Origin of the sequence: Sphingobium salicis subsp. salicis, assembly GCF_049472635.1 — a bacterium.
In the GTDB taxonomy this organism is placed as follows: Bacteria; Pseudomonadota; Alphaproteobacteria; order Sphingomonadales; family Sphingomonadaceae; genus Sphingobium; species Sphingobium yanoikuyae_A.
Genome location: NZ_JAYRCS010000001.1, coordinates 277,233 through 289,189, shown reverse-complemented (window position 1 = coordinate 289,189; position 11,957 = coordinate 277,233). Strand labels below are relative to the sequence as shown.

The 11,957-nt window shown below is 61.8% G+C and carries 10 protein-coding genes and 1 other annotated feature; of the genes, 3 read left to right on the top strand and 7 right to left on the bottom strand.

The features are described 5' to 3' along the window. Positions 1–2 precede the first annotated feature (2 nt). Positions 3–1,196, top strand: coding sequence for an IS91 family transposase (locus VHN57_RS01395; RefSeq protein ID WP_423282427.1), 1,194 nt, complete (start codon positions 3–5; stop codon positions 1,194–1,196). A gap of 386 nt (positions 1,197–1,582) precedes the next feature. Here VHN57_RS01395 and VHN57_RS01390 read toward each other — a convergent pair whose 3' ends face one another. Genes VHN57_RS01390 through VHN57_RS01380 form a run of 3 tightly spaced genes read right to left on the bottom strand, consistent with a single transcriptional unit; the run spans position 1,583 to position 5,789 of the window. Further along, positions 1,583–2,995, bottom strand: a complete 1,413-nt coding sequence (locus VHN57_RS01390) for a TolC family protein (protein WP_423285958.1) — start codon at positions 2,993–2,995, stop codon at positions 1,583–1,585. A gap of 50 nt (positions 2,996–3,045) precedes the next feature. Then, positions 3,046–4,110, bottom strand: coding sequence for an efflux RND transporter periplasmic adaptor subunit (locus VHN57_RS01385; protein ID WP_137406058.1), 1,065 nt, complete (start codon positions 4,108–4,110; stop codon positions 3,046–3,048). Beyond that, a complete protein-coding gene (locus VHN57_RS01380) occupies positions 4,107–5,789 on the bottom strand; it encodes an ATP-binding cassette domain-containing protein (RefSeq protein WP_423285956.1) in 1,683 nt (560 codons plus the stop codon). The genes VHN57_RS01385 and VHN57_RS01380 overlap by 4 nt, the downstream gene beginning before the upstream one ends. A 144-nt stretch (positions 5,790–5,933) precedes the next feature. On the opposite strand from VHN57_RS01380, the gene VHN57_RS01375 reads away from it, so the two are divergent. Continuing rightward, entirely contained in the window at positions 5,934–6,251 is a 318-nt protein-coding gene (locus tag VHN57_RS01375; protein ID WP_423286126.1) for a hypothetical protein, read from the top strand. Here VHN57_RS01375 and VHN57_RS01370 read toward each other — a convergent pair. Next, positions 6,225–6,695, bottom strand: coding sequence for a tyrosine-type recombinase/integrase (locus tag VHN57_RS01370; protein ID WP_423282424.1), 471 nt, complete (start codon positions 6,693–6,695; stop codon positions 6,225–6,227). The two genes, VHN57_RS01375 and VHN57_RS01370, sit on opposite strands and share 27 nt — an antisense overlap. Here VHN57_RS01370 and VHN57_RS01365 point away from each other — a divergent pair. Beyond that, a protein-coding gene (locus VHN57_RS01365; RefSeq protein WP_423282422.1) for an IS3 family transposase occupies positions 6,640–7,868 on the top strand; the annotation gives its coding sequence in 2 pieces (ribosomal slippage) (positions 6,640–6,928 and positions 6,928–7,868; 1,230 coding nt in all). The genes VHN57_RS01370 and VHN57_RS01365 overlap by 56 nt on opposite strands. Further along, positions 6,921–7,037 (top strand) — a sequence feature (AL1L pseudoknot). Its footprint overlaps the gene before it by 117 nt. Positions 7,869–7,931: 63 nt before the next feature. Here the strand turns inward: VHN57_RS01365 and pnuC are convergent. The 3 genes from pnuC to VHN57_RS01350 are packed head-to-tail and all read right to left on the bottom strand — an operon-like array spanning position 7,932 to position 11,937. Then, positions 7,932–8,498 carry a nicotinamide riboside transporter PnuC gene (gene pnuC / locus VHN57_RS01360; protein WP_278987522.1) on the bottom strand — a complete coding sequence of 189 codons (567 nt, stop codon included), beginning with the start codon at positions 8,496–8,498 and terminating at the stop codon, positions 7,932–7,934. Beyond that, positions 8,498–9,640, bottom strand: coding sequence for a phosphotransferase enzyme family protein (locus VHN57_RS01355; RefSeq protein ID WP_278987521.1), 1,143 nt, complete (start codon positions 9,638–9,640; stop codon positions 8,498–8,500). The genes pnuC and VHN57_RS01355 overlap by 1 nt, the downstream gene beginning before the upstream one ends. A gap of 2 nt (positions 9,641–9,642) precedes the next feature. Next, entirely contained in the window at positions 9,643–11,937 is a 2,295-nt protein-coding gene (locus VHN57_RS01350) for a TonB-dependent receptor (RefSeq protein ID WP_278987520.1), read from the bottom strand. Positions 11,938–11,957: the final 20 nt, after the last annotated feature.

Sequence of the window (11,957 nt, the reverse complement as noted above, 5' to 3'; positions counted from 1 at the left end):
CCGTGCGCGCCTCACTCGAGGTCGCCGACATCTTCCACAGCGCCGGGCCCGCCTATCGTGCAGCCCATGCCGGGCATCTCAGCCTCGGCCAGCTCAAGGTCATGACGGCGATCGAGAACTGCCGCACCGCCGCACTGGGCGGTCACGTTGAAGCCTGCGATGATTGCGGGCACTGGCGGATCGCCTACAACTCCTGCCGCAACCGGCACTGTCCCAAGTGCCAAGGCGCTGCTGCGCGCACTTGGCTGGCCGCGCGTGAGGCCGATCTGTTGCCAGTGGGCTACTTCCACGTCGTCTTCACGGTGCCTGCCGAGATCGCCGACATCGCCTGGCAGAACAAGGCGGTGGTCTATGACCTGCTGTTCCGCGCCGCTGCGGACACGATGCTGACCATCGCGGCCGATCCCAAGCACCTCGGCGCGCGGGTTGGGATCACTGCTGTCTTGCACACGTGGGGATCGGCGCTGACCCACCACCCGCATGTGCACATGATCGTACCTGGCGGCGGCATCGCGCTCGACGGCACGCGGTGGATCTCGTCACGCCCCGCCTTCCTGTTACCGGTGCGCGTGCTGGGCGCGTTATTCCGCCGCCTGTTCCTCACTCGCCTGTTGGCATTGTTCGATGCCGGCAAGCTCGTCTTCTTCAGCACCTTGGCGGGCCTAGCGATACGCAAGGCCTTCCTGCGGCATCTGTCCCCGATCCGGAAGAAGCGCTGGGTGGTCTATGCCAAGCCGCCCTTCGCCGGGCCGCAGGCGGTGCTGGCCTATCTCTCGCGCTACACCCACCGCGTCGCCATCACGAACCGGCGGCTCATCGGCTTCGACGAGACCGGCGTGACGTTCCGCTACAAGGACTATCGCCGCGATGGCGCCGAGCGCCAGCAGGTCATGACGCTGGCGACCGACGAGTTCATCCGTCGCTTCCTGATCCACGTCCTGCCGCGCGGCTTCCACCGCATCCGGCATTATGGCCTGCTCGCCAGTTCAGCGCACAAGGACACCATGGCGCTTGCACGCAGGCTGCTCGGCGTCGCTGCACCTGCCGAGGAGCCCGAACCCGGCGAGCAGCCCGATCATCGCCCGCCATGCCCATGTTGCGGCGGGCACATGACCATTATCGAAACCTTCGCTCGCTGGTGCCAACCACGCGCACCACCAACGGCAGCATTCCCAGCCCAGAGACACGCGCCATGATCTGGCATGGCCCATCCTGCATGACGGTCACGCTCATGGCGCATTGGCCGATGACCCAGCGCGTGCCCATCCCGGAATTACGTCGGGCCCTGGGCACAGCGAACTTCATAACAGCCGTCGCTCGCGGTCTGACGCTGCACGAAATAACGCTGATCCGGCCGGCGGGTGCACTTCCGCAGCGGCAGCGCTTACCCTCCAGAACCATCCCAAAGCAGCTTTACCCATAGACCAGCGCGTGGGGCCCGCGGGTTCCTGCACTGGAGGCTTTCGTACGCAAGCGCCCGAAACCCTTCACAAAGTCGGTCGTTCGCAAAAAAGGATATCTGCGGCCGCTTTGGCGAAAACCTGCCTTTCCCTTCGGTGTCAATTCTCCAAATGCCGCGTGATTAATCTGGTCCAGAAATAGGGGTTAGCCCCAAGGCATCTTCATCTGCAGTCGCGGCGGCCAGTTCGGCTCTGGCAGCGGCAATGCGTGCCTGTGCTTCAATAAGCTTTACCTCGGCATTGGTTGCACTTTCCTCGCGCTGATTGACTAGGAAGAAGTCGCTCGATCCCAACTCAAACCGCCGCCGTTCGGCTGCCGCCAGCCGCTGGGCCAGTATGCGTTCCTTATCCGTCGTTGCCACCAACTGATTAGCTGCATCAACCTCAAGGCTGATCGCAGTGACTTCGGCGCGGATTTTTTCCGCGAGAAACTGCTGCTTGACCGTCAGTTCATCGATCTTGGCCTGCGTTTCAGCCAGCTTGCCTTTGGCCTTTCGGTTTTGCAGCGGTATTTTGAACGTCACGCCGACGATCATTTCGAGCGGCGTACGGCTCGATCCGCCCAAGCCGGTCGGGCCGACGTCCTTGGCGACTTCCCCACCAACCTCCAGCCGCGGTAGCAGGTCGTTGCGGGCAAGAGCGAGCTTGACCGTCGCCTTGTCTATCTCTTGGAGCATAATGGCGAAATCGGGCCGGCCTTCCAGATTGAAGGCAGAATTCGTCCTGATCCCATCAAGAGCTGCGGCATCGGCCGGCAACCGCATTTCATCGACAACGACCGGCGCGCCATTGGCGTCTCGATAGTAGAGCGACAGCTTGACGGCTGCGGCACGGAAATCCTGCCGCGCCTCCACGACATAGGCCTGTCGCCTCACAAGATTGACGTCATTCTCGGTCAGCAGAATATCGGGCTTGGCACCAAGCTGGACCTGACGTTCTATCCCTTTCGTGCGCCCTCCGGCCAGCGCCAGCAGCGCCTCGTAGGCCTTGAGCTTCAGTCCTGCGGCCACCCATTTCTGATATGCCTCCACCGCGCGGGCCTGCACGCCTATGCTTGCAGCCTTCGTTTCGAACCGGGCGATGTCGATGTTGTTGGTTGCCAGCCGAAACTCGGACCGGCGGGCGTCGATCAGCCTGTCGCGCAGCAGCGAATAAAGCGCCCCAATCTTCAGTTCTCCCAGCCGGTTCGTGTATGATTTGTCTTCATAGACAGGGAAATCACCCCTCGACGCCCGATATTGCCCATATAGATAGCCGCCATTGTTGCTCAGTGGCTGTTCGGCCTTTGCCGCAATTTCCGTACCGTCATAATAGCCCGCGACTCGGCTCCGCCCCTCCACGGCGAACACGGTGTCGAACGCCCCTTGCGCAGTCAGCGCGCGCGCTTCGGCTTGCCGGTTGCGTGCAAGCGCGGCTATGATGTCGGGAGCGGATCGGGCGGACGACTGCAACACCTCTTGCAGCGTCAACGGACCATTGCTGGCTGCGGCGGCAACCGTCGGTGGAATGCTCTGGGCCTGCGCCTGTGCCGTCAGGATCCGGGCAGCGGCCACCAGACAGGCGATGCCGATCACAGTCCGGGTCTTCACTTCTTTTTCTTTTCGATCGAGCTCTTGTCGGCTTTCTCCTGAGCTTTTTGAGCGACCTGATCCTGCCCGAAGTTGAGCGGGAAGTCGTTGAGCTGTCGCCACAGTTCATAGCCGACGGTGACGTTGTCGCCTTGTATCCAGCCCAGCACCTTCCCACCTTGGCGCACGAAGCGGCTGGCGGGCCAGACAGGTTTGCCGGGCGCCGGCTCCACGAGAACCCGGAACAGGCCGTCGGCACGCGGCGCCGGGTCCACGGAGCGGACCTGTCCGTCGTAAATGCCGATGGCGAAGGCTGGCCAGCCGCTAAACTGAAATGCGGGGAACCCCTCAAACTCAAGCCGAACCGGACGCCCGCGCTCGACCAAGGGGATGTCCCGCCCGTCAACGAACAATTCCACTGCACGTTCGATTTGTTCGGGAGTAACAGTCGCAAGCACTGTGCCGGCAGAAATCAGGGCACCGCCCGCAGCCGCATTGAGGTTCTGTATCCGGCCATCCCTCGGCGCAGTGACGAGTTGCGCGGACTCCCGCATTTGCTTGACCTCGATCTGCTTCAACTTCGCACGAGCCTCGGCTAGCTTGGCGTTGGCGTCGGCGACCTTGATCTGGGTCTGCTCAAAGTCACGCCGCGCAGCCAAACCTTCCCTGAAGAGCTGCGCGGTGCGGGAGACGTCGATCGCAGCAACCGCGCGCGCTTGCTCGATGGCAGCGATCTGCGCCTCGACTTCCGACTTTTCGGCAGCCAGGCGATCCAGAAAATTCGGATCGACATCCACGACTTTGGCGATCGGATCGCCAGCTCTTACAAGCGCGCCATCCTGAACAAAAAAGCGATCCACCCGCCCATCCACCAACGATGACACCTGTTGCGACCGATCGCTCGCATCGAGGGACGTAACTTGGCCTCCGCCCTGTGCGGTCTGCCGCCAAGGCACAAACAGAATGGCGACAGCCACGCCGAGGCCGATCAGGATCAACCAGGAAACCACGACGATGGCGCGCGGCGGGTTCAGCGAAGCAAGGGAGCGGAAATGCGCCAACTGAGTCGCGCTGATCGTCACGACCGAACCTCCCTCGTGGCGAGAAATTGAGACAATGCGGCATTGTCCCCGAAACGACGTTGCGCCTGCGTCCCCAGCCAGAGACAGCAGTCCAGATTCAGCGCTTCGGGCCTTCCCGTAAATAAAAATATCGTCGTTTCTTTCTCCCGAAGCATCTTCAATGTGGCTTGGAGCGCATCAGCGGGCATCATGTCGTAAAGTTGGGAAAGCAACAGCACCTTTGGCTGGCTTATCAGCGCGGCGGCCGCCTTGAGCTGCATGACTTCCACGATGGACAGGGGAGAACCCGAACTTGCCAGCTGCGTATCAAGGCCCTGCCGCAGGCTGGATATGCGGGTAGCGAGACCGACGACAGCGAGCACCTTCATGGAAAGCGCGCTGTCCGCATTACCGCCCGCGGCCATGTTCAGATATTCGCGGATGGTGACGTCAACAATGGTGGGCCGGTTGAGCACCACGACTTCTGAGCGCAGCAAATACATATCGAAGCTGCCCAGATCGCTGCCGCCGATCGTCAGCAACCCGCGTTCCGGATTTACGTGGCGCTTAAGCAGCAGCGCTATCTGATTCTCTACACCCGGATCCGCGACGACAACTGCCTGCTCCCCACTGTCGAGCAGGAAATCGAACCGCGACTCGCCTAGCTCGACGGTGCGGAACCGGACCGATCCGTTCGAGGGCGCCTGACCGCTGAGGCCCAAAGGCTCCTGAGGGATCGCGAAGATCTGCGACAGTTCCTCCGAACTGGCGACCAGATCGTAGAATGTGTCGAGATACCAGCCCAGTTGTGCGATGCCGTAGAACACGCCGGAGAGGATGAGTTCTGCCGCGACAAGCTGGCCGATCGAGAGCTGCCCTGCGAGAATGAGATTTCCGCCAAGGGCCAGCAGGGCTGAGGCCGCGAAGGCATAAACCAGGAAATAGGCCAGCGCCTGCGCAAAGCTGTACCGAAAATATCGACGATGCGCGCGAATGTAATTTGCTGTCACCGCCTCCGAGCGATCCATGGCGAAATCAAGATGTCGGGCCGATTTGTAGAAGCCATTCGAAGCTCCCACGCTTTCAAGCCACTGCGCCGCTTCATGCTTGGCATGGGAAACCCCTATGGCGCCCGTGATTGCGCCATGGCGCCACAGCATCCAGATCAGCAGGCATATCACCACGAGAATGATGTTAAAGGCGAGAAAGAAGGGGTGATAAAAGCTTGTGACTACCAGGCCTACCGCGCCCTGAAGAATAATGGTGAATGCACCGATGACAAGGCTTGGGACGGACTTCTGGACGACGACCATGTCGAAATAGCGGTTGAACAGACTGCCCCGGCTTTCGTCAGCGAAGAAAGGGTTCTGAGCGTGAACCGCCCTTACCGTGACTTCCGCCACCACGCGCGCAAATAGGCGACGCTCAAACATGGTCAGCAAGTAAAGCCGCAAGGCGCTGAGGCAAGCGACCATGAGCAGCAGTACCAGCATGACGCCCGATAATATCCAAAGCGGCGCGACTAGTGCCGTCCGGGCGACCGAGTTTATCAGAAGTTGAACGGAAATCGGTGTTGCCAACGAGAGAAGCGTTATCGCGAGCGTATAGATAATGCCGACATTGACGTAGCCCTTGTCCGGGCCAACAATCTCTCCCACCCACGCGGCAGCATGCCGCAGACCGAACTGCTCGCCAGCCAATTTGAACCCCTCGAATTTCTGCGGTCGGTACAATAACCAACCCCTACTAAATCCGGCAAGAAGTCAATGCTGCATGGCAACATTTGCTTACATTAGAGCCATAACGTCAGCAGAAGAATTTGGCGATATAGAGCTTTGGGACGGATGCGCCAAAAGCCGCCGTTCGCCGAAGCAAGCGCGAACGGCAAAAATGTCCCAAGATCTGCCCATGCGCGAGGTGATTCGGCTAGGGGTGCGCCATTCTCGATTCCGGCTTTGGGAATTGAACCCATTTTGAATTCAGCCGTGATGGACCGATTGATGGATTGGCGCTCCAACTGCCCAACAAAATATAAGACATTCAGACTATTGCTTCACCAATTGGATTCCGGCTCGGCCTCCAACTACAAGTTGTTGATTTTACTAGATAAAATCACAAATAGCCAGCCATCGATGCTAAGCGGCAATCTGAGCTTTGTGTAGTTTTGGTGTAGCGATGCCGCCAGCATCATCCAAGACACTCATAGCCCTATCGATATGTCCTCCATGGACATTCACATATCGCAGCACCATCGCGAGCGTCTTATGCCCACTGATTCGTTGGATGGTCGGCAGGTCCACCCCAGCCTTGACCAACTTCGTGATAGCGGTGCGCCTCATCGTGTGGGGCGTAACGCGGTCAACGTCGAGGCCAGCCCGCGCTACGCTACGAGCGAACTGCCTCGCCATATTTGTTCTATGGCCTGCATTTGCCTGCTTGGGGATCATAGTAGGAAAGACCCAACCAGCCGGGTCCAACTCTTTTCGCTGCTGCGCACTGAACCGCACCGGGATTGCCGGAGGCCCTAACTCCTGAGAGGAAGGGTCTACGATGAGCAAGACGACGAACAAGTTTGCACCCGAGGTTCGCGAGCGGGCGATCCGCATGGTTCTGGATCATGAAGGTGATTATCCTTCCCGCTGGGCGGCGATCACATCGGTGGCCGAGAAGATCGGGTGTTCCGGGCACACGCTGCTGGAATGGGTGAAGAAGTCCGAGGTGGACAGCGGCAAGCGCGGCGGGGTGCCGACGGAGACAGCCGAGAAGCTCAAGGCGCTTGAGCGTGAGGTCCGCGAACTGCGGCAAGCTAACGAGATCCTTCGCAAGGCGTCGGCATATTTTGCTCAGGCGGAGCTCGACCGCCCGTTCAAACGATGATCGCCTTTATCGATGAACATCGCGATGCCTATGGGGTCGAGCCGATCTGCCGGGTTCTGCCGATCGCCCCATCCACCTATCATGAGCGCGTCGCCAAACGACGCGACCCCGCACTGCAGTCCGCACGCATTCGACGAGACGAGGCTCTGAGGCCCGAGGTTTTGCGCGTGTTTGCGGAGAATTTCGGCGTTTACGGCGTGCGCAAGGTGTGGCGGCAGATGAAGCGCGAGGGTTTCGATGTTGCTCGCTGCACCGTGCAACGGCTCATGCGAGATCTTGGCTTGCAAGGGGTGATCCGGGGCAAGCCGGTGCGCACCACGATTGCCGATAAGGCAGCACCATGCCCGCTGGATCAGGTCAATCGCCAGTTTCATGCTCCGGCACCGAACATGCTCTGGGTCTCGGATTTCACCTATGTCGCGACCTGGGCGGGGTTCGTCTATGTCGCCTTCGTTATCGACGTCTACGCCCGCTACATCGTGGGCTGGCGCGTCAGCAGAACCGCGCACGCCGGCTTCGTGCTGGATGCGCTGGAGCAGGCTATCCACGATCGGCGGCCTGTTCACCGAGGCGGCCTGGTTCATCACAGCGACCGCGGATCGCAGTACGTGTCCATCAAATATACCGAGCGTCTCGCCGAAGCTGGCATCGAGCCGTCAGTTGGAAGCGTTGGAGACAGCTACGACAATGCTTTGGCCGAAACCATCAACGGTCTCTACAAAGCCGAGGTGATCCACCGTCGAGGGCCTTGGCGGTCGTTTGAGGCCGTTGAGTACGCTACGCTGGAATGGGTGGACTGGTTCAATAATCGGCGGCTCTTGGAGCCCATCGGAAACATCCCACCGGTCGAAGCCGAGCAGCGATATTATGCCATGCTGGACGACGTCCCACTGGCAGCCTAATTTAAATGAAATGGCCTTCGGCAATCCCGGTGCGGTTCAGCCTGAACAAGGCAGCAGCCTTGTTCAGGCTGTGTTGCGACGCATCGCCTGCCGCCAGCGCCAATAGCCCAGCACCGCCAGTCCGATCATCGCGGCATAGAGACCGGCCGTCAGCCACAATCCCTTGAACACGAACATGCCGACATAGAAAATGTCGACCGCGATCCACAGCAGCCAGCTCGCGGCATGGCGCCGCGCCGTCCAATATTGGGCGACCAGGCTGAAACTGCTCAGCGCCGAATCCATCCAGGGCAGCGCCGCATCGGTATAATGATGGGTGAACCAGCCGATCGCGCCGGCACAGAGTGCGCCCAACGCCAGCCCCTTGGCGGCCCGCATCGGTGGCAGCGGCACCACCCTTACCTCGCCCTCGTCGCGCTTGCCCCGCGCCCAGCCGATCCAGCCATAGACGATGGCGATACCGAACAACGCCTGCAGCACCATGTCGGCATAGAGGCGCACGTCCAGGAACAGCTTGGCATAAAGGGCGCAGGCCATCAGGTTGACCGGCCAGCACAACAGATGCCGCCGCGCCGTCAGCCAGATGCCGAGGAAGCTGATGATGACGGCAATGATCTCCAGCACAGACATCAGCCCGCCACTCCCTCGCGGAGTTGCGCCAAAAAGCCCTGCCCCGCCCCCGACAGGAACCAGTCGGCATGGCCGACCAGATAAGCCTGCCAGGCCAGCATCGCGCCTTCGCGATCGGCCAATATGCCGAAGAAATAGTCGATCTCGGTCAGCGCAAACTCGACATGGACCAGCGGCAGCAGGCGCAGCAGCGTATCGATCTCGGCATGTCCCAGCGGCAGGACACTGCGATAGCCCGCCAGCAAGGCCAGCGCCCCCTCCACATCCGCCGACTCGGCCAACCGACCCTGATCCAGCGTCAGCCAGGGAATCGCCGTCCGCTCGATCGCGGTGGCCAGATCATGCAGCGCGCAGCTGCGGGTCGACAGGCCGAAATCGAAGATGCTGCTGACCGCGCCTTCCGCCGACCAGAGCAGGTTGGAGGGGTGCCAGTCATTATGGGTCCAGAGCGCAGGCTGTTCCGCCAGCCGCGGCGCCAGTCCCTGCCCCAGTGCCGCGAACAGCCGCGCCAGTTCCGACCGCCAGGGCAGCTCCGCCAGAAAGGCCGCCACCGCCGGTCGCGCCGCGACATAGGCCTCCGCCGCAGCCAGCGGATCAACGGCAGGCAATATGGTGAAGCTCGACACCAGCGGATGCGGCCCGCGTGCCGGCGCGGCGAAACCGGCCGCCGCCCGATGCAGTTGCGCCAGCGCCACGCCGGCCGCAAAGGCGTGATCGGGCGACAGGAATGGCGTCCAGGACTGGCGATCGCGATAAAGATCGATACCCGGCGCCTGGCGATGCAGCTCATAGCTCCATTCGCCCAGCGCAACCGCGCCGGCGCCATCGGCGGCGCGCAGCGCATCGGGCACCGCCAGCCCGCCACCGCGCAGATGCTCCATATAGCCATGCTCCTCGGCCAGCGCCGCCGGCATCCGCAAGCTCTGGTGATGCCGCTTCAGGAACAGCGGGCCGCGATCCGTCTCGACCAGCGCCGCCGCCGAAAAGGGGCGCGGCGAATGCCAGGCTAGCGCCGCCAGCCGGCCAGCGTCGGGAAAATGGGCCAGCACCGCCGCTGCCTCGTCCGCCGTGATCGCCGGCCAGGCCGGCGCCTCCAGCGCCAGCCCCATGCCATGGACCAGATGCGGGGCGGCGGCGCTCATCGTCAGAAGGCGCGCGACAGCGTCGCCACCACGGCGCGCCCGCTGCCGACATAATAGGTCGGCGCCGAACCGGCGATCAGCGTGCCGTTGCGCCCGACCGTGTCCTGCGCGTTGGTGCTGATCGCATAGACGCCCGACAGGACACGCGGATTGGTGACGTTGATCGCGTTGATGCGCAGGTCCATCACCTGCGCATCGATCAGCCCGGCCAGATGGACGCCGACCGACAGGTCCAGTGTGGCATAACCCTTGATGCTCTCGTCATTCATGAAGGTCGCATATTGGCGGCCGACATATTTGAGCGCGCTGCTGCCGAACAGTCGGCCATCATCATAGGTGCTGCCCAGCGCGAACTGGAAGCTGGGGGCCGACACTGCCCGCTTGCCCCTGGTCGGCAGATAATCGCCGTTGATCGCCAGATCGTCGTTCAGCCGCGTGTGCAGATATTCGGCCGAGGCATAGATGCTCATCCCCTTGGCCGGGCGATAGTCGATCTCGCCATCCAGGCCATAGCTGCTCTGGCTGCCGGCGTTGATGGTCGAATTGACCAGCGCGCCGCCGCTGTCGATCACCGTCGCCACCTGGCGGTTGCGGAAATGATAATGGAAACCGGTCAGCGAGAAGGACAGGCTGGGGCCGATATAGCGATAGCCCAGTTCCTGCGAGATCGAATATTCGTTCTTCAAGCCGTCGGTGCCCTGGCTCACCAGTTCGCCGCCATAATAGCTGTTGTAGAGTGCGAACTCGTTGGGCGTGCGGAAATTGGTGGTGATGTTGGCGAACAGCTGCTGCCGGTCGTCCAGCTGATAATGGATCGCCGCCCGCGGCAGCGCGGCAAAGCTGTCGATCCGCACCGTCGATTGCGGGCCGGGCAGATAATTGCGCCCGTTGCGTAGCAGGTTGACGCCCTTGAAACCGATGTCGATGCCCAGCTTGGGCGTCACCGCAATGCTGTCGGCCAGGAAGAAGCCCTTGGTGACCGTCTCCGTACGCTGATTTTCATAGGCCAGCAGCCGCCCGTCGGCGGTGCGGATCGCCTTGTCCTGATAGCCCCACTGGTCGACCGGCCGGCCATCGGCATCGATCGACGTATAGGATTGCGTCACCCGGTCGGTGCCATAGTCGAACCACAGGCCAGCGACGATCCGATGCGCGCCGGCCTGCAAGGTCAGCTTGCTAACGTCGCCGACGCGGAACTGCTTGCCGGTCCAGTTGCCCATCACCGTGGCGACGCCATCGACCGCACCGGGCAGGTCGATCGGCTGGGTCAGTTCCTCGGTGCCCAGATAATTGCCGGTGGTGGCGAGTTGCGTGCCATAGGGCGAATTGCCATGCCCCATCTGCAGATAGGCACTGCTGTCGAAGCTCAGCGTGTCACTCAGCTTCAGGTGGACGGGCGCCGCGACATAGAAATTGCGGAACGGCGCGCGATAGAGGCGCCAGTAGTTGGTATTCCCCTCGCTATAGGTCTCGTCGAAATTATAGCCCCGGCCGGAGGCTTCCCAGTCCGCCTTGCTCGGGCTGGGATAGGTCGATGTCTTGGCGTCGTTGAAGGAAAAGGCGATGCTCGCCCGGTTGCCCTCGCCCCATTCGTTCAGCAGCTTGGCATCGATATGCTGGCGCTGGTCATGGCCTGCCCCGCGCCAGTTGTCGGCGCGGTTGTTGGAATAGGAAATGAAGCCCTTCAGCCCGGTCGATCCGATCCGTCCCGTGTCGATCCGCGCAAAGATGCGCCGCTCGTCATAGGAACCGACCGACAGGTTGACGAGGCCGCCCGCCTCCGCCCTGGGATCATCCAGCGTCAGCGACAACAGGCCGCCGGCCGCCGCGACCACCGGCGAGTCAATGTCTGCCGCGCCCTGCGCCAGCATCACCTGCCGCACATTCTCCGCATCGGCAAATTGGGAGGGATAGGCATAATAATAGCCGATGTCATTCTGCGGCGCGCCTTCCATCAATACGCCGATCTGGTCCTGGCCCAGGCCGCGCAGTGTCAGGCTGGACGATGCCGACAGGCCATAGGGGTCGCTGGACGAGACATTGGCGCCGGGCAGCAGGTTGACCAGCTGGAACGCGTTGAGCGTCGGCGCCTGCTTGATGATGAAGTCGGTGGAGATCGCGCTGACCGCCTTGGGCGCGCTCTGATCGGGCAGCAAGCCTTCGGGGTCGGGATGGCCGACGACCTGGATATTGGTCGACTGGTCCAGTTCATCCTCCGCCATCGCGGGCGTTGCAATCATCAGCAGGGCCAGTGTCAGGCAGGCGCTTCCAACATGGGGCAATCGGGCAGTCTTCATCTCACGTCCACTCCACAGGA

Coding starts and splice junctions, on each gene's coding strand:
- VHN57_RS01375 (WP_423286126.1), top strand. CDS start 5,934: ATGCGCCAAAAGCCGCCGTTCGCCGAAGCAAGCGCGAACGGCAAAAAT.
- VHN57_RS01370 (WP_423282424.1), bottom strand. CDS start 6,695: ATGCGGATCGCCCGCTCGCGAACCTCGGGTGCAAACTTGTTCGTCGTC.
- pnuC (WP_278987522.1), bottom strand. CDS start 8,498: ATGTCTGTGCTGGAGATCATTGCCGTCATCATCAGCTTCCTCGGCATC.
- VHN57_RS01355 (WP_278987521.1), bottom strand. CDS start 9,640: ATGAGCGCCGCCGCCCCGCATCTGGTCCATGGCATGGGGCTGGCGCTG.
- VHN57_RS01350 (WP_278987520.1), bottom strand. CDS start 11,937: ATGAAGACTGCCCGATTGCCCCATGTTGGAAGCGCCTGCCTGACACTG.